The organism is Paenibacillus sp. A14, assembly GCF_036864815.1.
Lineage (GTDB): Bacteria > Bacillota > Bacilli > Paenibacillales > Paenibacillaceae > Fontibacillus > Fontibacillus sanfengchensis.
Genome location: NZ_JBAGJD010000003.1, coordinates 533,240 through 556,152, shown reverse-complemented (window position 1 = coordinate 556,152; position 22,913 = coordinate 533,240). Strand labels below are relative to the sequence as shown.

Sequence of the window (22,913 nt, the reverse complement as noted above, 5' to 3'; positions counted from 1 at the left end):
GCCCATGCCAAAAATTGTGGATCATGACAAACAAAAGCGTATCGTCGCCGAGGCGGCTCTAAAAGTCATTCGGGAATCGGGGCTGGAGCGGGCTACCGTTCGCAGAATTGCGGAGGAGGCGGGCCTTTCCGTCGGTTCCATGCGCCATTATTTTGCCTCGCAGGAAGAATTGTTCGCCTTTTGCATGAATTTGTTTGTGGAACGGGTGGAGGAAAGGCTGGCCAAGTTCGAAATCGAAGGGCCGATTGTGTATGACTTGAAACGGATGCTGCTGCAGTTTTTACCCGTGGATGAAGAGAGAACATTGGAAATGGAGGTTTGGTTTTCTTTTAACGCCAAGACGCTGGTCTACCCGGAGTTGAAAAAATTGAGCGCCAGCATGCAGGACGGATTGCTTACAGCGTCCCAATACGCGCTCCAGGAATTGGTTGCTAGCGGGATGGCCAGAAAGGGGCTGGATGTTGAGCTGGAGACCGAGAAGCTGTACGCGTTGATCGACGGGCTGGCCGTACACCGGCTCATGCAGCCCGAGAGACTGCCCGTGGACCGGCTCGAGGATATCGTTGAACAGTATCTCCAGTCGCTTTGCATTCCCGCCGATGACAAAACATATGCATAAGACGGAGCTGGCTTACGAACAAATCAGCCCCGGAGCGGGTCCGGGGCCTTTCGTTTACATCACCGTAAAGTATTCCGCGATCGCGGCGTAGATCGACTCCGCCAGCTTCTGTTGACCGCGCTTGCTCGTAAGCATGGCGCGGTCTTCGGCGTTGCTGATAAAGCCCGTTTCCACGATCACGGCCGGGGCTTTAATATGATTGAGCAAATAGAAAGGCTTGCCGAGTTCCGGAAGCCGCGAGCCGGGCATGTCAAACAGATCTTCGAGCGCGTGCTGCAGACATCCCGCCAGCATGGCGCTTCGCCCGTCCTCCTGGTGCAGGACGAGCGGTCCCCGCCTCGCCGTGTTTCTGGCCCAGTTGACGTGCAGGCTGACTACAATCGCGGCGGGGAGCTGCTCGCTTAAGCCTCTTCGCTGGGCCAGATCCCGCATATGTCGGGAACGGCTGTTCAGCCAGCGGTTCTCGTCACTGAGGGCGTAGTCGCCGGTGCGGTTCAGGATCGCCCGATATCCGTGACTGCGCAGAACCATGTATAGTCTGCGGCCGACTTCCAGATTGATGTCTTTTTCCAAGGTGTTGCCGTAAGCGGTGCCGCCGTCGATGCCTCCGTGCCCGACATCGATCAGGATCACGGGTACCGGGAAGGCGTGACGCAGGTCCTTGGTTTTTTCGGTTAGCGGGTCGGCCGAGCACGCGGGGCTGCCCAGGTTGACGGCCAGGGCGAATCCCGTGAACAGAAGCCCGATTTTTCTTATCAGCATGTTCTCACCCTTCGATCAAGAATGAAGCTTGCTTCGCGCCTTCCTTCTTTTCTGCGTTTAGCTTGATCATATTCCCGGAAAAACATGCATGCTCAAGAGGCTTATACAGTATGCGCCTGTTTATGTTCCGGCGGTTCGGTGCACAATAGGGATAGAGATCTTGCTTGCCGGGAGGGAAGTATCATGGCCAAAGGCGACGAATTGGTGAAATACATTACCGAGCGGTTTGTCGACTATGTCGAGACGCCGCGCGACGTACGGCGGGAGCGGGCCAAGGAGCGGGAGCCGTGGACCAATCGGTGGTTCGGGATGATCCCCTTTTCGATCTCGCTATGGATGGAACAATTGCCGTGGAAACGAAACAAACAAGAAAGGCAGCGGTAGAGCAACTCTACTCGCTGCCTTTTTGCATATAAAGGGAAAACGGATTAATCGGGCATCGCCAGAAAGCTGCCGCTCGCGAGCAAGGCATCCAGGGCAATCCATCTGGGGGAATCTTCGGTTCCCGTTAACATGTACGCCGCCGCGCTGCCGGAGGAAGGAGGAGAAGGACTCCAGATTTGATAGCCGTAAACGGGCAATGGAACGGAATAAGTGCGCTTGGGACCGGTGGCGGCAAATACGAAACGGCGTTGCTGAGCGAAGGCATTTTCCAGATTACCGGTGCTAAGATGAAGCTTGTTTTTCCCGGTGATCCACAACAGATTATCGTAAGGATCAAACGGATCGGCCAGCCGGATCGCTTCCCCCGGCGTCCAGCCCTGCTTCGCGCTTCCGACCGCCGAGGCGGGGGGAGTGTACTTGGCGGACTGTCTGGCCCAGCTCTCCCGGCTCTCCGGCAGCAGTTCTCCGGTCAAGGCATCCAGGAACCGGGCGTTGGAGGATTTGCCGGCTTGGGAGGAAATCATCCAGGCCGCCAGAACCGGGCCGCCGTAGACGGGAGTGATCCCGGAAGCCGATTTGCTTCCTTTGGACAACCCGAGGCCGGAAAGGCCGGAATGGAGAGCTCCGCTCCCGTAAAGGGATTCCGCGCCGCAGCCGTATTCGATCAATTTGTATTCGCCGTCCGGCGTGGCGCTAATAATCATATACCCAAGGGGCTGAATGGCTTTGCCCTGTCCCTTTGTTAACGTTATCAGCCAGCTGCGGGTCCCCGGACCGAGCGGCTCGATCACCATCGCGGCTCCGGCCCAAGCGGTAAACGGCTCGCTTCCCGCCAAAAGGGCGGATGCTTCTTCGGCAAATTTTCGCAGTCCGGCGGGGGCTGGATTGTCAGAGCGGCCTTCTTCGGCGGCCGCGTTCACCGCCGCTTGAAAACCGGGAAGAAGCTGGCTGCTTCCGGCGAAAATTAGGCCGAGGCAGAGCAAAAGTTTGATGAAGCGGTTGCGTTTTGTACAATTTTGCGAAAGCATATCAACGGATCACCCGCTATTCCTTAGAATGCGGGACGCCGGGTCCGCGCCCCTGCTGTCAAATATCCCAGGTGCTTGTCCCATTGTACTTGGGACGGCTTGAAAAGGTTGCTGCAATCTGTCGCGCGGCTAAAGCGCGGACAGCTTCTATTTTTGCTTTTTTTTAGCGAGGGAGGTCAATGTCTGGCTAACCCGGCGAACGCAGATGAAAGATGCCGCTGCCGATCGCCGAAACGACAATTCTCGGCTCGTACTGCCAGCGGATTTCTCCTCGCCGGGCCTCGTACTGTTCCGCGACGGCCTTTTTTCGTTCTTCATCCGGGTCGGCCAGCAGATCTTTATAATATGCATCGATGAGCGACAATTCCTCGCTTAGCCTTTCCCGGGCTTCGTCCGCCCAGGCGCTGTCGCAGCGGCCCAGCCTTTCGCCGATCACGTTCTCCAGCGCCTGAAGCCCCTGAGCCAGCGTCAACTGGCTGGGCAGCACGTGCATATTCTCGGGGACGCGCGGAACGAAAGCTTTCCCCGCCAGCCGGGGGGAGAAGGGATCCGCAATCTGTCCCGTCCGCAAGGATACCCCGAGAAAATGCAGCTCCTCCCGCTTCATGTCGCAGCAGAACTCGAGCTTGAAGCGGACGCCCAGCCAAGGCTCGTAGGCGGCGGAGAGCAAGGTGTCCCGCTGGAGGGGGCCGGGGTCCTCAAACAGATAGATGCTGCGTCCGCCTTGCTTGACCGCGGCAAAAATCTGTTTGAGGCGGGGGCTGCCAAAATGTAGCTCCTCCCGCTGAATCCGGCCCGGCCCGAGAATGGGCAGCGGGCGGACGGCGCCGAAGTGGCGGGACATTAGGGAATCCTCCCCGGCGTCCGCGGCCCCGCCCGATTCCTCCTGGGTTTCCCGGTGGCGTTCGGGATCGAAAATAAACGAGAAGGTCATCGTTTCCGGCTCGGTCCCCGTGCGTTCGATGAAACCCCAGTAGTACGGCCGGTTGGTCAAATCGCGGTCCGCCCGGGGAGACAGTTTGACGGTGACGTGGTACGGCGATTTTTCCAGAAACCGGCATTCCGTCGTCTCCAGATAAGTCATCACAAAATCGCGAATCTGTTCCTTGGTCATGGCCATATCCGCTCAACCTCCCAGCAGCCGCTGGATCGCCATGTTTTTGCCGGCTGGATCCCCTTCGGCCCCCAGATCGTGACGGAGCGAATGAAGCGACTGGCCCAGGGAATCGACTTTGCTGGCGATTTCCTCCTGGCTGCCGGACTCCAGCAGAATCTTATATAAGCTTTTTTCCAGGGAATCGTTCTTTTCAAAACGCTCCAAAATGACGTCGAGCTCCCCGATGACCATTTCGAACATGTTAATTTTTTCGTGCAAAAGATTCAGGATATGCTCCTCGATCGTTCCCTTGGTTGACAGGTTGTAAATTTGAACGTCGTTTTTTTGTCCGAGCCGGTGCACCCGTCCGATCCGCTGCTCCACACGCATCGGGTTCCAGGGCAGGTCGAAGTTGATCATTTGATGGCAGAATTGGAGATTGATACCCTCGCCGCCGGCTTCGGTCGCGATCATAACCTGGGCCCGGCCGCGGAACAGGTCCATCATCCAGTCTTTTTTGCCACGGTTCATACCCCCGCGATAGGGGACGGCACTCATGTTCCGGTCGCGGAAATATTTGAGCAGATATTCCTGGGTGGCCCGGTATTCGGTGAAAACGATGACCTTGTCGTCCATTTGCCCGATCAGTTCCATCGCTTTTTCGGCTTTGCTGTTGGCCTGGATCTTTTTAATAATGCCGACGAGGTCCCATATTTTATCGCGCAGGGGCGAATCGGGAGCGAGCTTCTTGGAGAGATTGACGAGTGTGACGAACACGGCGTCCCGGCTGCTGCATACTTCCCGCTGCAAGGTCACCAGGGAGAGCATGCTGTTCAGGTCGCCGCCGGCTGCATGATATTGGTCTTTGACAAAGGAAGTAACACCATCGTATAATTCCATTTCTTCGGTTGAGAGATGGACATCGATATTTTTGACATTGCGTTTCGTAAATTCCAACTGTCCGTCTCCACGGCGGTTGCGGATCATAATTTTGGCGAGCTCGCTTTTCAACTGGCCCTCGTTTTTGGGGACCCGTTTGTCGTAGACGAAATTGGAGGCAAAATCGGTTTGTCCACCGAGTTGGCCGGGCTTGAGCAGCGTGATCAGGTTAAACAGCTCGCCCATGTCGTTCTGAACCGGGGTTGCGGTTAGAAGCAGGCAGTATTTTTTTCGCAGTTGCAGCATGAATTGATAGTTGGTTGTCTTCTTGTTCTTCAGTTTATGCGCTTCGTCCACGATCACCATGTCATACTCGCTGCCCAGCAGGATTTCGCGATGCGGTTCGCGCTTGGCCGTGTCTATGGAGGCGACGACGACGTCGTTTTGCCAGGAATGCGCCTTTTTCTGCGCGACGGCGGGAATGCCGAATTTCTGATTCAGCTCGCGCACCCATTGCAGCACAAGCGAGGCCGGGACGAGAATGAGCGCTTTCCGGACCAGTCCGCGGATGATATATTCCTTCAGAATAAGGCCGGCTTCGATCGTTTTTCCCAAGCCTACTTCGTCCGCCAGGATGGCCCGTCCGCGCATCTCGAACAGTACTTTGCGGGCGGTTTCGGTTTGATGCGGGAGCGGCGTAACCTCCTGAAGATGCTTCAGACAGAGCATTTCTTCAAAACTGGTGACGAGCGAAGCTTCTTCGGCCTGACCGGCGAGGTTGAACAGCTTCCAATCGTCCCAAGGGCCGCCTTTGTCCAGCCGTGCTTCCAGGTCTTCGTACCAACTGCGGTCAAACTCGACCGTTATGTTGCCAGGAACGGCGGTTGTCGAAGCGGCAGCGGCGGTGACGGAACCCGGGGCATGAGGATTCATGATGTAAAACCTCCCTTTGCGTGTCGGCTGACCGGGGCCAGCGTCTGGTGAATGCTCACATTAAGGAGTAGTATGGACGAAATCGGGATACTTCATAACCTTACGGCTGAGCAGCCGGTTTTCAGGGCAATTTTCATAGAAGGCGGCTCGAAAAAAAGAGGATGGGGGAGGAATTCGGCGATCGGTCGGGCTTGACCCATTTTCTTGGCTAAAATTTCATGCTGAATTCCCGTGACAACGAGATATTGTATAGTATAATGGTATTCGCACACAATATGTTGTGATTTTTACATATGATATACCGTTTCTATCGTGTGCATTCCGGTTATAGGTTGGTAGGAAAAAGCCCGGATTTCACGTTTTTTAAGGGAATTGCGGGGCGTTTCGAGAGCCTGTGGCCGCTATTTTTTTGCGATCATCGACAAAGCGTAACCTTCGAGCCTTTGCACTCGATCATTTTAGATTCCGAAGCTTGCGCCGACCATATTTAGAGGAGGGTGTTTTCTTTGAAAACAGAACATAAGCAACGCCTGGAAGGGCTTAGCGAAAAAATCTTTTTGGACCGGTATGCCTGGAAGGACGCGGACCCGAGTCATGCCGAGGTAGGCGACGTGGTATTGGTTCTGACCAAAGACGATCCGAAGTTCCCGACCAAAGAAGTCGGTGAAGTCGTGGCCCGGAACGGCCGCACCGTAACGGTCAAGACGCGCAAGGGCGAATTGGTGGAGTCCGATGTGGAGAAACTGACGCTGAACATCGAGAAAACGCCTGAAGAAATGTGGGACCGGCTTGCGGGCGCGATGGCTTCGGTCGAGAAAACCCCGGAGCTGCAAGAGGAATGGCGCGAGAAGTTCCGCTATATTCTGGACGACTGGAAGCTGGTGCCGGGCGGACGAATCGCTGCCGGGGCGGGCGCGAGCGAGGAGCTGACGCTGTTCAACTGCTATGTGATCCCTTCACCGAAAGACAGCCGCGGCGGGATCATGGAAACCTTGTCGGAAATGACGGAGATTATGGCCAGAGGCGGCGGAGTCGGCATTAACCTCAGCTCGCTGCGTCCCCGCCGCGCCGTGGTTAAAGGCGTCAACGGATCTTCGAGCGGCGCCGTGTCCTGGGGCGGACTGTTCAGTTACACGACCGGCCTGATCGAACAAGGGGGAAGCCGCCGCGGCGCCCTGATGCTGATGATCAACGACTGGCATCCCGATGTGCTCGATTTTATTACCGTCAAACAAACGATGGGCCAAGTGACGAACGCCAACCTGTCGGTATGCGTGAGCAACGCCTTTATGAAAGCCGTCAAGGAAGATCTGGACTGGGAGCTCGTGTTCCCGGACACGACGTATGATGATTACACCGAGGTCTGGGACGGCGATCTGGAGAAATGGAAGGCGGCCGGGCGCAACGTGGTGCACTACCGGACCGTCAAAGCCCGCGATATTTGGCATACGATCATCGAATCGGCGTGGAAATCCGCCGAGCCGGGTGTCGTGTTCATGGAATATTACAACCAGATGTCGAACAGCTGGTATTTTAACCCGATCATTTGTACGAATCCGTGCGGTGAGCAAGGGCTGCCGGGTTGGGGCGTATGCAACCTGTCGGCCATGAACCTGTCCAAATTCTACGATGAAGAAAACCATGATGTCGCTTGGGACGAGCTCGCGACCACGACCCGCTATTCGGTGCGTTTCCTGGATAACGTCATCGACAAAACGCCGTACCATTTTGAAGAAAACGAGAAAAACCAGAAGAAAGAGCGCCGCGTCGGGCTCGGAACGATGGGTCTTGCCGAACTGATGATCAAGCTGAACATCCGCTACGGCAGCCCGGAATCGCTGAAGTTCCTCGATAAATTGTACGGCTTCATCGCCAAGGAAGCCTACCTCGCTTCCGCCGAGATTGCGGCGGAGAAGGGCTCCTTCCCGGCGTTTGAAGCGGATAAATATCTGCAAAGCGGATTTATGAAGGTGATGACGGAGGTATATCCGGAAGTCGGGGCAGCCGTCCGCGAAAAAGGCATCCGCAATGTTACGATCATCACCCAGGCGCCGACGGGCAGCACGGGGACGATGGTCGGAACCTCGACCGGGATCGAGCCGTACTTTGCCTTTAAATACTACCGTCAAAGCCGCTTGGGCTTCGACGAGCAATTCGTGCCGATCGCCCAGGAATGGATGGACGCCCATCCGGGCGAACCGCTGCCGGACTACTTCGTCACCGCCATGGATTTGTCGGCCGAGGATCATATCCGTGCGCAAGCCGCCATCCAGCGCTGGGTGGACAGCTCGATTTCGAAAACGGCCAACTGTCCTGCCGACTTCACGGTCGAAGAGACGAAGCGCCTGTATGAATTGGCGTTCGACCTTGGCTGCAAAGGCGTGACGATTTACCGCGACGGAAGCCGCGATGTTCAGGTGCTGCAGACGGAGAAGAAAGAAGAGAAAGACGCCGACGCGAAGAATGAGGCATCGGGGGCCGATGAGGCGGCGATTGCGGTCAAAACCGGATCCGAAGGCGAGGCTTTGGAAACGGAAGCGAAGGCGCTGAACGGATTGAACCAAAGCCTGGCCGTTTCCGGGGGGACCTCGAAACAGGAGTTGCTCGACAAGCAGTACAAGAAACGCCCGCAAGTGCTGCACGGGGCGACCTACAAAATCAATACGCCGTTCGGTATGGCGTATATTACGATCAACGATTTGAACGGCGTACCAAGCGAGATCTTCCTGAACGTCGGTAAAGCGGGCTCCGATGTGTTCGCGATGGCGGAAGCGTTGGGCCGCGTGTGCTCCCTGTTCCTGCGCTACGGAGATCACGGTCACAAGGTGGAACTGCTGATCAAGCACCTGAAAGGCATCGGCGGCTCCGGCGCCATCGGGTTCGGCCCGAACCGCGTCGAATCGATCGCGGACGCCGTGGCCAAGGCGCTGGAAACCCATGTGCAGAACGGGCCTTACGGGGACCACGATCCCGCTCCGGTAGCGGCCACGATCGCACATCATGAAGAGCATGCCGAGCATGCGCACGCGGATAACGGCTCCGCTTCCCATACCCATGCTGGCGCGGTTGCCACCTCGCGAGACCTGTGTCCGTCCTGCGGCTCCGCCTCGTTGATCAACATCGAGGGCTGCAAAACTTGCAGCAATTGCGGGTACAGCAAGTGCTCGTGAGGTTTTAAAGTATGGAGGCATTGGGCAAGGATTGAAATGATTTCGGAGATACGCTGCCAGCAGTCACAATTGTAGATATAAAGCCCTACCGTCGGAGTCTACATCATTAACGGGAAAATCTCCCGTTAATGTACCGCTCTTGGCTCCTCGATCGGATTTAGCTGGAAAAGCTCCATCTATTTCACGGCCCTATGGCCGATATACACAAATTCAGGCGAATTAGCGGGAGGTTTTCCAGCTAATTCGCCTCTGAAGCCGCATACGCACCAAATTAACGGGAGGAATTCCCTTTAATTTGAACCTAACAATTAGTTGCTGGTAAACTATATAGAAGAAATAAACAGACAGAAATAGTATTAGATATGAAAAAGGTAATATAGGTTGGATTCGGAAAATGAAAAGAACCGTCCCACGTTTTATACATGGGGCGGTTCTTTTGCGTTTAACCTACATAATAAACCCGTCTTCCAGCGCGTCAACGGCACGTTGTGCGACATAAAGCTGCAGTCTGGCCAGTTCCAGCTGAGCCTCCTGCTGGGTCAGACTGAAGCTGGATTTTTCATAATCATGACGCGATACAAGCGCATTGTTGTAACGGACTGTTATATGTTGAACATCCAGTTGCGCATTATTCAAGTCTTTTAACGCGTTTTGATAAGCCTGGTAGGCGGTTTCCTGATTGCTATATAACTGGTCGATTTTTTTATTGAGATCGATGCGCGATTTCTCCGCCTGCTGCTCCGCGATCCGAACATTTGTCTCTAGATAATCCCCCTGGTCCTCGTTCGCGGCGTCGGTGTGACTTTTTTGCTGCTCCGCCAATATAATGGAGTTCCATTGTCTTTTCATCTCAAATGATTTCTCCAAAATCCGCTCCCGGCTCATTTGGGTAACGGGCTGCGCGGAGAATTCCCTCAAATCCCCCAGCTCAATGTCCGGGTCGTAAGCTACGCCGAGGTCAAAGCAGAGCTGAACCAGGGCAAGAAGGTACTTGTTTCTTAATTGATTCAGTTGCTGCTCCTGTTTCTCCACCTCCCTTTGCGCTTCGGTGACTTTTGCCGCCGATGTCATCCCCTGCTCCTGCATCAACTCGGCCCGCTTCACATCCGTTTTTAGAACATCCAAATAGGCTTCGTTCGTACGAACCTGCTTCTTTAGCGATAGCAAATCTACATACTGCGAAGTCATTTGCAATTGAATCCCTATTCTGGCTTCCTCCAGATCGAGCAATGTATTGGCCTGTTCGATATCGATTTGTTTTAGAGAAAGGATCAATTGGTCACGCTGACCCTGCAATTGTTTGTTCATGGCGTCGGTGATGCTGCCGAGTCCGTTGATCAACTGATTGACCGCGGCGTTGGTTTCCAGCACCGGATATAGGGACGGAAGCAGCTCCTCGGGAAAGTCCTCATACTTTTTTTGAATTTCCTCCAGTGATTCCGGCAAAGTGTAGGAGCCCCCCGTTCCGCCGGAAGTGGATTCATCCAGCTTTTTCTTTTGTTCTTTGAGGTTCCCTTCATTTTCTTTAAGTGCGGTTATTTTAAAAGTCAACAGCTTGTAATTTTGAGAATAGTCCAGCGCAAGTTTCAAAACTGTATCCAGATCCAAGCGTTTTAACGGAGCCAAGGTACCCGAATCGATAAAGTGCTCCTTTAATACCCCGCTGCTCGTGGCCTCCTTCCCTGAACGAATGGAATTATCGTTTTCATTACTGTCCGCATAAGCCGAAATCGGTCCAGCCGCCAAAAGGGCCATGCTCAGCAAGGACGACATCATTACCGAGAAACTTCGCTTCATAGTCATTCTACCTTTCCCTCCCAAGCCTTACATGTGACATTGGTGTTTGTTTTGCTTTCCATGCTATCATCCACAAATTCATCCGCGCAATTTGTACTTTCGTACATGCCCTTTTGCCCTTAGGTACATGTACTAAAGCACGATTTTATTCGGGGATGGAACGCCTATAATAAGCCGCAGGGAACATGAAGGCAAAAAAAATCATCAGCAAAAACGGATCAGGGGGGAAGAACCAGATGAAAGGACGCTGGACGGCGGTTTTATGTTCAATACTAATTATTATGATTCTAGCAGCGTGCGGTTCGAATAAAGAGAAAGCTGCCAATGGAGAAGATGCCACTTCCGCCGTACAAGTTATTACGGTCAAGAAGGAGCCGTTAAGTACGGTGTACAATTTATCCGGTACTTTGAGGCCAAACCAGGAGGCAAGCATCTCTTTTCAAGCAGCCGGAGAAATCCAAAAAACACTGGTAGAGGAAGGAGACAAGGTAAAGGCTGGGCAGATATTGGCTGTCGTTGATGACGCGGCCGCGCAGTTGCAGCTGAAGCAAGCGCAAAAGGGCGTGAAGCAAGCCGAAGGTCAATTAAACGCCGCGAAAGCGGGAGTCGCTGCCGCGGAGGCTCAAGTGGATGCTGCCGCCGCACAGTTGGAGACGGCGGAAGCCAACTTGGCTACCGTAAAGAAAGGAGCGTCTGCACAAAAGCTTGCCCAGGCCCAAAATGCCGTTACCCAAGCTCAAAACGCCTACGATAAATTAAAGACGGATGCGGACCGGTATTTAAATTTGTATGCTAATGGACTCATATCGTTGGATGAATACGAGAAATTTCAAGTCCAATTGAAGGATGCGGAAACCGCACTCGATAACGCCAAGCAGTCGCTATCCGAGTTAACCGAGGGCGCGACACCGGAGCAGATCAGAACGGCTAATGCCACGGTAAGCCAAGCCAAAGCCGGAAAGAGCTCGGCAGAGGCCGCGGTTGCTCAAGCAAGAGGGTCATTAACGCAAGCGCAAGCTGCTTATGATCAAGTGGTCGCGAAGCAGCAGCAGGCTGAATTAGCTCTGTCCCAAACCAAACTGATCGCGCCTGTTGGCGGGGCTGTTTTGAATAAAAAGGTTGTTGTTGGGCAGACGGTTTCAGCAGGAGCGGAAGGGTTTGTCATCGGATCTATTGATACGTTAAAGGTGTTGATTCCTGTTCCAAATGATCAAGCTTCAGAATGGACAATGGGGCAATCCATTACCTTGGAACAGAACGGAGTTGCGTTGCAGGGTACCGTAAAGCGGATTTCCCCGGTAACCAATCAGGGAACCGGAACAATAAGTGTGGAGGCCAATGTCCCCAATCCCAAGCATCAGTGGATTCCTGGGCAAGTGGTCCGAGCCGGCAGGTCGGTTTCGGAGCAGGAAGGTATCTTCGTTCCAGTCGGAGCAGTAATCAGCAATGGCCAGGAGCCTTATGTGTTCAGATATGTTAACGGCAAGGCCGTAAAGACGATCGTTAAACTTGGCACTCATTTAAGCGAAGACAATCGACAAAGTATCGCATCGGGGCTGAAAGAAGGAGATGTGGTTGTCAGCTCCGGGGCGGATAGCTTGTTTAACGGGGATGCAATAACGATTTTGGAGGAAAACGCCAAATGATTGAGTACTCCGTTAAAAAACGCAAAATTACATTACTGCTGTTTGTGATGTTCATTGTTTTCGGGATATTTAGCGCTACCCGGTTACCGCGTCAAGATATGCCGGATGTGGTGATAAAAAACGCGGTAGTTACGACGGTTTTTCCTGGAGCGACCCCGGAGCGGGTAGAGCAGTCGGTAACAAAGGTGTTGGAACAGGCTATTAAAAAGGTAGAGACCATTGAAAAAATAGAATCTACCAGTTCGAGCGGTGTTTCGAACATTACAGTCACCGCTTATCCCGACGCGGATGCCAAAGCGACTTGGGATGAATTGCGGAAAGCGGTGGAAGATGCCTCAGCAGACTTGCCGGACGGCACTATACAGCCCATGGTTAATGACGATTTGTTCTCTTCTTTTATCGGCTCCTATGTAATTTACGCGGATAAGATAGATGCGCTGTATGCCTTAAACGACCAGATGATCGATTGGCGGGACAAGATACGCCAAGTGGGCGGTGTAGCGGATGTACAGATCAGTGGGATCCCGGAAAAGGAAGTGCGCATTCAAATCGATTTGCAGAAACTGGAGCAATACGGCATCGCCTGGGAGCAGATTGTACAGGCAGTCAAGAATATGAACAACCGTACTCCATTGGGGGCGCTGGAATTTCAATCGCGCAGCTACGAATTGGTAGTTCCCGACATGAAACAGGCCGAAGAGTTGAATGAAGTGCTGATTTCCAGAAGCGAGAGCGGGTTCCCTATATATTTGAAAGATGTGGGTCAAGTTCAAACGGCGGATAAAGCCTCAACTTATCTGGCGTATTACAACGGAAAACCGGCCATATCGATCAATGTTTCCGCGCAGACCGGCTCCGATGTTCCGAAGATGGATAAGCGGATCTCGGCCAAGTTGGATGACCTCAAGAAGGGCTTGCCAAGTAACGTGCATTTTAGCCGAGCTTTCGGCCAAGAAGAGGTTGTCAGCAAAATGTTCGGCGAGCTAATTCGTGAAATGCTGATCGCAATCGCTTCCGTCATTCTAATCTGCACACTGGGGCTCAATCTGGTGACATCGCTGGTTGTGGCCATGGCCATACCGATATCAATTGCAATAGGTATGATTGCAATGCCATTCACTGGCATTTCCCTGAATGAAATTTCCATCGTCGGTCTGATCATCGTGCTGGGTATCCTTGTCGATGATGCGGTAGTCGTGAACGATAATATCGAACGCCGGCTTCACGTCTTGGGGGAAAGTCCCGACGTTGCGGCGGTAAAAGGCGCGAAGGAAGTATCGGTGTCCATTCTGACCGCTACGTTATCGACGATTTTCGCTTTTGCCCCGTTATTGTTCCTGACGGGGGATATCGGTTCCTTCATCAGCCCGATCCCTATCGTCATTTCCTGCTCCATGCTCGCGTCCATGATTATGTCGCTGACCATTATACCGATTTTCCGTCAATGGCACGAGAAGCGCCGGAGAAGAAAATCAGCGGCCAAGCATAAATTGCTTCATAATGAAAATGAAAACGATCAAAACAGCGAACCTTGGGAACAAAAACCCGCCGGTTTGCTCGGCAAACAAATTCAGGCTGCGACCCAGTGGTATTCCGGCACCTTAATTCCGAAGGTGCTGAAACGGCCAAAAATGTTCGCGACTGTTGGACTTCTCATCGGTACCGCCTCATTCGGGTTGGCACTGATTACACCGATTGATCTGTTTTCCGAGGCCGAGGAACCGCATGCCAGCATTAATGTAGAGATGCCTGTTGGCACAACCTTCCGGGAAACTCAACGGATGGTGGATAATATCACCAAGTGGGTCGAGAAACAGCCTGAGACCGAGTTAATTAGTGTCGGTATTGGCGGCAAGGCACCAACCATCTATTCCGATATCACCAATTCTCTCCCTTCTGCAACGAATGTCGGGCAAATTACGGTTATGGGCAAGTCGGATAGCTTTAAATTGGATAAGACCGTGCCGGCTTGGGAGGCGGAATTAACAAAACGGTTCCCGGGTGCGACCCTATCCATGCACGTTCCCCGGCTTGGCATACCGGTCGGTTCGGCCGTCTCCATCCGAATCGCCGGTGATGAACTGGATACGCTGCAAAAACTGTCCCAACAAGTCAAAGAAAAAATCGCCAAAATCGATGGCGCTACCGGCATTAAAGATAACTTTGGAAATCAGAGCTATACGTTGGAATTCGAAATGAATAAGCCGGCTATGGATGAGTATATGATCGATTACAGCACACTGACTCAGACGCTGCGCCTTATGGGGGACGGACTGGATATCGGGGACTTTGATACCGGAAAACAGATCGTTGACCTTAATTTACACGTTTCTAATCAGGAAGCAAGTCCTAACCAGTTGTTCCAGCAAATTTACATTACCAATAAACAAGGGGTGCAAGTGCCCTTAGCGCAGTTGGCTGAAATGAAAACGTCATTCACGACTCAAAAAATCCAACATTATAACCTTGAGCGTATGGTAACGGTGGAAGCGAACGCGGCAGGGAAGACGGCAACGGAGCTAACCGCCGAAGTCCGCAGCATGCTCAAAGATCTGCCTGTTCCGGAAGGATACACCCTCCAATTTGGCGGCGAGACTTCAGAGCAATCGGATATTTTCGCGGATTTGGCAACCTTGTTCATTGTAGTTATCTTTTTAATCTTTATTTTGATCACGGTTCAGTTCTATTCCTTGTCGGCACCGATTATCGTCATGACCACGGTGTATTTGGCGGCCGCCGGCGGAATCATCGGCATCTTTGTCTCCGGTTCTTCCATCGGTTTCATGAGTATGATGGGGATTATTTCGCTCGCCGGGATCGTCGTGCGAAACGGGATCGTCCTGATCGAATTTATCGAGGAATCAAGACGCGAAGGTATCGGTTTGTATGAGTCGGTCATTGCAGCCACAGGTGCGCGATTCCGCCCGATTGTACTCACTTCGCTTACGGCCATGATCGGGATGCTGCCCCTGGCGATCGCCGGCAGCATATTATTCAGACCGATGGCTTACACTATTATATTCGGCTTAATGTTCTCGACAGTTTTAACGTTGTTTGTGGTGCCTTCGATATACATGGTGGTGGCCGGGTGGAAAGAAAAGCGCCTGATGCGCAAACATAAACCCGATCAGCCGGCCTCGTCCGGTTCTGTATCGATGTAAGTAAGTGTCCCCTCTGCTTAAACGCAGAGGGGATTAATTATTCGCGAATCGAACTTATTTTCCAAGCTGTACTTTGGTATATGGGCTGAAGTATGATTTAAACCGGGGTGAAATACCTATCATGTGCCTATGGAGGTGATCTGGTGAAGGCGTTGAATTTAGATCAAAGACAAGAAACGACTCCAGTTCAAGCAACAGACCAACTGGTTATCTCTCGGTTTCCGATTCTTCTCTGGATATCTCTGGTTTATGTGGCTTCCATTATACTGCAAAGCATTGAAGAGCTACTTATCTTTAACAGCTTGATCTTTACATTTATCTTCGGCGTTCACGCTTTTCTTCACTGGAACGCCTACCGTCTCACCGTTACAAAGTCTTGGCTGTACTTTTTCATTCAGGGCTTTCTCATTTATACAAGCGCTTTGTTGGTGCCGGGAGGCTCTCCTGCTATATTAATCGGTTTTCTTCCAGTATTAATCGGTCAGAGCATCGGACTTTATTATCACAAAAAGAATATACTCTTCGTGGTACTTTGCTGCTTTTCATTTTTTTTCGCGGCTCAATTCTATTTAGGCCAACTTTATGATCTTGTACTACTGGTCCCGATATTTCTTTTTATGGTGATCCTTACCGGTGCCTATGCTTTGTTGTATTTTCAGCAAGTGCACGCTAGGATACGAACACAACTCTATGTAAAAGATTTGGAAACCGCACACCGAAAGGTCGAAGAGTTGACACTCATGACTGAACGACAGCGTATGGCTCGCGATCTTCATGATACGTTGGCCCAAGGTTTGGCCGGTTTGATCATGCAGCTCGAGGCTGCAGATGCCTTCATATCTCAAGGGAACATCCCGCGGTCCCAGGAGATCATTCAAAGGTCCATGAGCCAAGCACGTAAAACTTTAGCCGACGCACGGCGCGCTATTGATAATTTGCGCATCAAATCAGTAGAAGGAATGAGCTTTCAAGAAGCACTGACCTACGAGATCCGCCGTTTTATTCAGGCCACCGGCATCGAGGTTGTTGATCATGTCCAGATTTCCAGCCATTTATCCCGAACTCTGATTGAGCATAGTATGCAAATCATCAGCGAGTGTTTTACAAATATAGCAAAACATGCCCAAGCTAATAAGTTATGGGTTTCGATCATCGAACAAAACGATAGGGTGCAAATCAAGATTAGGGACAATGGGATAGGTTTCAATACAGAACGTATTGGCAAAGAACCAGGGCATTATGGCATACTGGGGATACAAGAACGTGCGCGGTTGATCGAGGGGGAAGTCAGAATTAACAGTTATCCGGAAGGTACACAAATTTTCTTGGAATTCCCTGTTCACAAAGGAGCCTAAATATGAATCCGTACAAAGTGCTGATAGTTGATGACCATTCCATCGTCCGTGAAGGACTGAGGCTGATTCTTGAAACGGACGACCGCTTCGCCATTGTCGCTGAAGCCGAAAACGGCAGGGTCGCGCTTCAACGGATTAAGGAGCTTAACCCTGACGTCGTGCTAATGGATTTGAATATGCCCGTAATGAGCGGGCTGGAAGCTATGGAAATTTTGAAGAATCATCAAAATCAGGTTCCGGTCATCATTTTGACAACCTATAACGAAGATGAACTGATGGTTAACGGACTGGCTTTGGGGGCAAAAGGCTATTTGCTTAAAGATACAAATCGCGAAAACTTGTTTCGTACCATTGAATCGGCGGTGCGTGGCGAAGCGCTTTTCCAGGCCGACATATTGGCGAAAGTGTTTGAAGCCAAAGACCGAGCAGAGCCTGCTGGCAACAGAACGGAGGAGCCTTCACTGACGGAGCGTGAACTTCTGATTCTTCAATTCGTAGCCAGAGGGTATAAAAGTAAAGAGATCGGCTTTGATATTGGAATTTCGGAACGCACCGTAAAGGCGCATTTGACCAATATCTATAATAAGCTCGGCGTGGATTCACGATCTCAAGCTGTCGCGATCGCCATGGAACGTGGGATTCTACTTATGTAACCACCTGACGATTTTATTTTCGGGCCCATCCGATTATATAATGTAGGTATAGTTATTGTATTCCGATTATTTGAAAGTTAGGTGCTGATGAGAATGAAGCTGTTGGAAAGATGGACGCGCATCGCGAAATTCGTTTTGATTTTGCTGGCTATCGTCTACGTATTTTCTTTGGTGAGGCCCTTTTTTCTCCCGATGCAAGCTGTGATTGGAGCCATTTTAATTCCGATCCTGCTGGCCGGTTTTTTTTACTATTTGCTTCGTCCGGTCGTCCTTTACATGGAGCGGCATAAGATCAGGCGGTCTTTGGCGATCCTGATCCTTTATGTCATCATGGTCATTTTGGCTATCGGATTTATTGCCGGGGTATGGCCGCTTTTGCAAGCCCAATTAATCAATTTGGTGCAGAACATTCCCCAATTCGTGAATCTGCTGGATGCTCAACTGAGAGAGTGGGGAGAAACGCCTTTCCTTTCGTCCATTATTCCTTCCGATTCCGGTTTGGCAGCTAATTTTTCGGAGTACCTGAGCAAGGGGATTTCCTTCTTAACGAATTATGTGACCGGTTTCGTCTCTTTCCTGTCCCAATTCGCCATTGTGTTGTTTACTTTCCCGATCCTGCTCTATTACATGTTGAAGGAAGGATATCGCTTCAAACGCAGTTTGGTCAAGCTCTCTCCCATTCGTTATCGGAAAGAGGTGTTTCGCGCGGCCGGGGACATGGACAAGGCGCTGAATGACTATATTATCGGCCGGGTCATCGTGAATGCGGCCCTTGGCGTTCTGATGTTTGTCGGCTTTTTGGCGATCGGGCTGCCTTATGCACTCCTGCTGACGACGATCGCGGTCATTTTAAACTTCATCCCCTTGTTCGGGGCAATTATATCCGCCATTCCCATTGTCATCATCGGCTTGATTCAGTCCCCGTCGACCGGCGTCTGGGCGTTGGTCATAATTTTGCTGGCGCAGCAGATTCAGGATAATGTCATTTCCCCCTATGTTTTTGGGAAAAAACTGGACATCCATCCGGTAACGACGATTTTGCTCGTTTTGGGAAGCGGAAACTGGTTTGGCATCATCGGCATGTTGGTCGTGATCCCGGTGTACATGTTGTTGAAAATCGCTTGGAAGCGGCTGTACAAGTTGTTCTTTAGAACTCATTGGGAAGCTTTATGATTCAGGAGGGCAACGGCCACGCAATCTATGAAAAAGGCAATATAGGTTAAACCGGATGATGGTCAAAAGAACCGTCCCTGTTTTTTTTACGGGGGACGGTTCTTTGTGTTTAAATGTTTACGGCTATATAGGTTGAACTATTGATTTGCATATTAGACAGCGGTGTGAAGGGTTCTTTTCACACTCTTGGCCTACAGCTAATTCTTTGGTTCAAATTAAAGGGAATTCCTCCCGTTAATTTGGTACTTATGCGGCTGCAGAGGCGAATTAGCTGGAAAACCTCCCGCTAATTCGCCCGAAATTGTGTATATCGGTAATTGGGCCGCGAAATAGATGGAGCTTTTCCAGCTAAATCCGATCCAAGGGCCAAGAGCGATACATTAACGGGAGGTTTTCCCGTTAGTGGCAACGTATCTCCGAAACCATTTCATATCCTTGCCTAACGCCAATTCTTTAGTTCAACCTATATAGCCGAAAAAACATAGTATATGACTCTATTCTTTAACCGCTCCCAGGACAATGCCTTTGACAAAATACTTTTGGAGAAAAGGATAAATCAGCAGGACCGGTACGGCGCCGATAAATATTTGGGCGGCCTTGACCGTGCGCTGGGAGATGTTTTCCAGCATTTTCGGGTCCACATTCATTTTGCTCATATCCTGCTGTACGAGAATCGTCTGCAGGAAGGTCGCAAGCGGATACTTCTTGTAATCCGACATATAGAGGAGGCCCGAGAACCAGTCGTTCCACTGACCGACCAAGGTGAAAAGAGACAAGGTGGCGATCGCCGGCATGGAAAGCGGCAGGTAGATACGGAACAGGGTTGTCAAGTGACCGGCCCCGTCGATCAAGGAAGCCTCTTCGAGTTCCTTCGGGACACCCCTGAAGAAGTTAAGCAGCAGGATCATGTTCCATACGCTGACCAGCCCCGGAATGATCAAAGCCCAGATGGTGTTCATCAAATGGATTTTTTGAATCAGGATGTACATGGGAACCATGCCGCCGGAGAACAACATCGTGAACACGAAGAACCAGGAATACAGGTTTCTTCCGCGAAAGACTTTTTCATCCTTGGATAAAGCGTAGGCGGCCAGGAATACGACTAACATGCTGAGGGATGTTCCCACAACGACTCTCTCCACGGAAATGATCAAGGATTGAATAAAGTTTTCGTTACCCAGTGTTTTTTCATAAGCGTCGAGGGTGAAGTCGACCGGCCATAAGCCGACCCGATTTGCGCTCGCCGCAGCTTTTCCGCTGAAAGAAACGGCCAGAACGTGAATCAGGGGAATGACGCAAAGCAGGGACAGGAGCGCCAGAAAAACATGGTTGAATACATTGAATATGCGATAGGATAGCGTTTTGTGATACATACATCCTCACCTCCGGGATTTTAAAAAATTCGGTAATTGGCATATTTGTAAGCCAAGCGATAGGCGGTAATAATCATGACCGCGCCGATGACGGATTTGAACAAGCCGACGGCCGTTCCAAAGCTCATTTCACCGTTCAAGATGGCCATGCGGTAGACGAAAGTATCGATAATATCGCCTTTGTCGTAGACCAGCGGATTATACAGGTTGAAAATCTGGTCAAAGCCCGCATTCAGAATATTGCCTAGCGCGAGCGTTCCGACGACGATCGTGATCGGCAATAGGGCTGGAACGGTAATGTGCAGAGTTTGCTTCCAGCGTGAAGCTCCGTCGATTTCCGCCGCTTCATAGAGCGACGGGTTTATGCCCGACAAGGCGGCCAGGTATACGATCGTGGAGAAACCGAACTCCTTCCATATATCTGAAACCACAATCGTGACCCGGAACCAGTTTCCATCCCCCAAAAAGAAAATCGGTTTGATCCCCAACACACCGAGTGCCTGATTCACCAGGCCGCCTTCAGGGGACAGAAGGTCAATCAGAATTCCCCCTAAGATCACCCATGACAGGAAATGAGGAAGATAGACCATCGTTTGCACGACCCGTTTGAAGGCTATTTTTCGGATTTCATTGAGTAGGATGGCAAACAGAATAGGGATAATCATCCCGATCGTGATTTTGAGAACGGAAATAATGAGAGTATTTAAGATAACCTGAATACTGTCTTCTCTCTCGAACATAAATCTGAAATGGTCCAACCCAACCCAGGGAGAGCCGCTAAAACCAAGCCAAGGTTTGAAATCCTGGAAGGCCATAATCACGCCGAACATGGGAACATAAGCAAAAATAATCGTTAGAATTACTGCCGGCAGCAGCATGAAATGAAAAACAAAACCGCTTTTACTGCGCTTTGTACGCGAACCCGAAACGTCAGTACGCCGGGGATTTTGCGTTGCCGTTTCACTAACAGACGCCATCATCATTCTCCTCTCTACTTGTCAGGCTTACGCTTGTGGCCTTATTATACTTGAGTGCAAAAAGGCGAGATATGGCAGCCTGTTTACCCGAAGGGCACGAATTTTACAAATCTAAAAATCGTTCCATCCAGGTAAAAAAGCAGCCATTTTAAGATCCTGGGAGCTCATCTACAATAAACGTTGTATTTACAAGATTTCCTTACAGGGGGATGAAAAAATGAAAGCGATTAAACAGTGTGCGGCGGTCTTGTTGACATCGGCATTGACCTTCACGCTGGTTAGCGGTTGCTCCGGAGGCAAAAACAACGGAAGCGAAGCGTCTAACCCGCCGGCTCAGGAAACGCTGAAGCTGGTCAATGGAAAGTACGATCCGCCGGTAACGATTACCACCATTCGCGGCGTAAATGCGGATGTGACGTTCAAGAACGGCGAGACCATTGAAAACAACGTGCACACCCGGTGGGCGGAAGAAAAGCTTGGTATTAAGATCAAATACAATTGGACGGTGACGAACACAAACGATGCGTTCGCTACCAAGCTTCGCCTGGCGCTGGCTTCCGATGAGGAAATGCCGGATATTATCGCCATGCGTGAGGATTCGGATATTCTGGATGCGCTCCTTGACTCCGGCAAGTTTATGGAGGTCGGAGAGTTGTTCGACAAGTATGCCTCCGAAACCTGGAAAAATGCCATGAATGAGGATCCGACAGTATGGTATCGTTATATGAAGGACGGCAAAAAATACGGCATTCCTATTTTGGACTACGCTTACAATTCGGATCCGGTGCTGTGGATTCGCGAAGACTGGATGAAGAAGCTCAATCTCCAGGCGCCGAAAACGATCGAAGATGTCGAGAAGATCATGGACGCCTTCGTCAATCAAGATCCCGACGGAAACGGTCAAAAAGATACCTGGGGACTGACGCTTGGAACGAAGAACGCGTTTAACACATGGATGTCCGATGTTAGTTGGCTCTTCGGCGCTTACGGCGCCATGCCGAACCAATGGAATCTGAACAGCGAAGGTAACCTGGAGTTTGGCTCCGTTCAGCCCGGCGTCAAGGAAGGGCTCGTTAAGCTGAAAGAATGGAAAGAGAAAGGATACATTCCAACGGAGTTTTCGCTTTGGGATGAAAGCAAGGCAACCGAGGCGTTTGTATCAGGAAAAGCGGGGATGATCGCCGGCCCGCACTGGATGGTTGCGTGGCCGCTTGGAGATTTGAGCAAAAACGTCAAGGGTGCGGAGTTTAAGGCCTACCCGCTGCCAACTGGCCCTGACGGCAAAGGCGGCCGCCACACCACTTTCGTCCGGAACGGAGTAGTCCTGATCAACAAAAATATGAAACATCCGGAAGTCTTTTTCACGTATCAAAACTACTGGTTTGACAATTACGCCGAGCGGAAGGCCGGCAGCGAGTTTGAATTCGGAACATTCCAAGGCTACGACTACGATTTCGTGGACGGCAAATGGGTGGATGAAGCGAAGGTGCCGGGCGGCGGCGCTCCAGCGTACAAATATACCCTCACCTTTGACGGAGCCCGGATTCCTTCTTTGAACATGAAGACGATGTCCAAATTGGCCAATGGCGAGCCGCCGACGACTCCGTTCGAGAAGATCATTGCGGAAGGCACGCCGAAGACGATGCTCGATGCGGCCAAAATCGTGATGGATCAAAAGGATTTGGCCGTTCCGAGTATGTTCCAAACGCGCCAAACGCCAACGATGAAAAAGAGACAGGAATATCTCAACAAGCTGGAGAAGGACGTGTTCTCGAAGATTATCTACGGCAAAGTCGGCCCCGAACAATTCGACAAATTCGTAGAGGAATGGAAATCGTCCGGCGGAGACGACATGACCAAAGAGGTAAATGAATGGTACCAGTCGGTGAAGTAAATACCGAAAGACG

At 51.3% G+C, this 22,913-nt stretch carries 16 protein-coding genes; 9 read left to right on the top strand and 7 right to left on the bottom strand.

The genetic code is table 11. The annotated features are described in order from the left end of the window. Positions 1 to 4: 4 nt before the first annotated feature. Positions 5 to 619: a TetR/AcrR family transcriptional regulator gene (locus V4U88_RS10530; RefSeq protein WP_334073214.1), complete on the top strand. Its 615-nt coding sequence runs from the start codon at positions 5 to 7 to the stop codon at positions 617 to 619. 54 nt (positions 620 to 673) lie between these two features. Here the strand turns inward: V4U88_RS10530 and V4U88_RS10525 are convergent, their stop codons facing one another. Further along, a complete protein-coding gene (locus tag V4U88_RS10525) occupies positions 674 to 1,381 on the bottom strand; it encodes an N-acetylmuramoyl-L-alanine amidase family protein (RefSeq protein WP_334073213.1) in 708 nt (235 codons plus the stop codon). Positions 1,382 to 1,564: 183 nt separating this feature from the next. Between V4U88_RS10525 and V4U88_RS10520 the strand changes: the two genes are divergently transcribed. Then, the gene (locus V4U88_RS10520) at positions 1,565 to 1,765 is read left to right on the top strand and encodes a YqzE family protein (RefSeq protein WP_334073212.1); all 201 of its coding nucleotides are present in this window, start codon (positions 1,565 to 1,567) and stop codon (positions 1,763 to 1,765) included. 44 nt (positions 1,766 to 1,809) lie between these two features. On the opposite strand, the gene V4U88_RS10515 is transcribed toward V4U88_RS10520, so the two are convergent. The 3 genes from V4U88_RS10515 to V4U88_RS10505 all read right to left on the bottom strand — a co-directional run bounded on the left by V4U88_RS10515 (position 1,810) and on the right by V4U88_RS10505 (position 5,701). Next, complete coding sequence (locus V4U88_RS10515) at positions 1,810 to 2,793, bottom strand: hypothetical protein (RefSeq protein ID WP_334073211.1); 984 nt, start codon at positions 2,791 to 2,793, stop codon at positions 1,810 to 1,812. Between the two features lie 187 nt (positions 2,794 to 2,980). Beyond that, positions 2,981 to 3,913: a YqhG family protein gene (locus tag V4U88_RS10510; protein ID WP_334073210.1), complete on the bottom strand. Its 933-nt coding sequence runs from the start codon at positions 3,911 to 3,913 to the stop codon at positions 2,981 to 2,983. A gap of 6 nt (positions 3,914 to 3,919) precedes the next feature. Then, a complete protein-coding gene (locus V4U88_RS10505; protein WP_334073209.1) occupies positions 3,920 to 5,701 on the bottom strand; it encodes a DEAD/DEAH box helicase in 1,782 nt (593 codons plus the stop codon). Positions 5,702 to 6,207: 506 nt separating this feature from the next. Between V4U88_RS10505 and V4U88_RS10500 the strand changes: the two genes are divergently transcribed. Continuing rightward, positions 6,208 to 8,871: an adenosylcobalamin-dependent ribonucleoside-diphosphate reductase gene (locus V4U88_RS10500; RefSeq protein WP_334073208.1), complete on the top strand. Its 2,664-nt coding sequence runs from the start codon at positions 6,208 to 6,210 to the stop codon at positions 8,869 to 8,871. Positions 8,872 to 9,318: 447 nt separating this feature from the next. Here V4U88_RS10500 and V4U88_RS10495 read toward each other — a convergent pair whose 3' ends face one another. Beyond that, positions 9,319 to 10,674, bottom strand: a complete 1,356-nt coding sequence (locus V4U88_RS10495) for a TolC family protein (protein ID WP_334073207.1) — start codon at positions 10,672 to 10,674, stop codon at positions 9,319 to 9,321. Positions 10,675 to 10,949: 275 nt separating this feature from the next. On the opposite strand from V4U88_RS10495, the gene V4U88_RS10490 reads away from it, so the two are divergent. From V4U88_RS10490 to V4U88_RS10470, 5 genes are all read left to right on the top strand, one after another. Next, positions 10,950 to 12,314, top strand: coding sequence for an efflux RND transporter periplasmic adaptor subunit (locus V4U88_RS10490; protein ID WP_334073206.1), 1,365 nt, complete (start codon positions 10,950 to 10,952; stop codon positions 12,312 to 12,314). Beyond that, complete coding sequence (locus V4U88_RS10485; RefSeq protein WP_334073205.1) at positions 12,311 to 15,475, top strand: efflux RND transporter permease subunit; 3,165 nt, start codon at positions 12,311 to 12,313, stop codon at positions 15,473 to 15,475. Before V4U88_RS10490 ends, V4U88_RS10485 begins: the two co-directional genes overlap by 4 nt. Before the next feature lie 143 nt (positions 15,476 to 15,618). Next, entirely contained in the window at positions 15,619 to 16,830 is a 1,212-nt protein-coding gene (locus tag V4U88_RS10480) for a sensor histidine kinase (protein WP_334073204.1), read from the top strand. Between the two features lie 2 nt (positions 16,831 to 16,832). Next, positions 16,833 to 17,483 (top strand): response regulator transcription factor, encoded by a 651-nt coding sequence (locus V4U88_RS10475; RefSeq protein WP_334073203.1) that lies wholly within the window; start codon positions 16,833 to 16,835, stop codon positions 17,481 to 17,483. An 87-nt stretch (positions 17,484 to 17,570) separates the two neighbouring features. Then, complete coding sequence (locus V4U88_RS10470) at positions 17,571 to 18,656, top strand: AI-2E family transporter (protein ID WP_334073202.1); 1,086 nt, start codon at positions 17,571 to 17,573, stop codon at positions 18,654 to 18,656. A gap of 494 nt (positions 18,657 to 19,150) precedes the next feature. On the opposite strand, the gene V4U88_RS10465 is transcribed toward V4U88_RS10470, so the two are convergent. Both V4U88_RS10465 and V4U88_RS10460 read right to left on the bottom strand, forming a co-directional pair. Next, a complete protein-coding gene (locus V4U88_RS10465) occupies positions 19,151 to 20,029 on the bottom strand; it encodes a carbohydrate ABC transporter permease (RefSeq protein WP_334073201.1) in 879 nt (292 codons plus the stop codon). Positions 20,030 to 20,049: 20 nt separating this feature from the next. Then, entirely contained in the window at positions 20,050 to 20,907 is an 858-nt protein-coding gene (locus V4U88_RS10460; protein ID WP_334073200.1) for an ABC transporter permease, read from the bottom strand. Between the two features lie 316 nt (positions 20,908 to 21,223). Here V4U88_RS10460 and V4U88_RS10455 point away from each other — a divergent pair, with 316 nt between their 5' ends. Continuing rightward, entirely contained in the window at positions 21,224 to 22,900 is a 1,677-nt protein-coding gene (locus V4U88_RS10455; RefSeq protein WP_334073199.1) for an extracellular solute-binding protein, read from the top strand. The last annotated feature ends 13 nt before the right edge of the window (positions 22,901 to 22,913 follow it).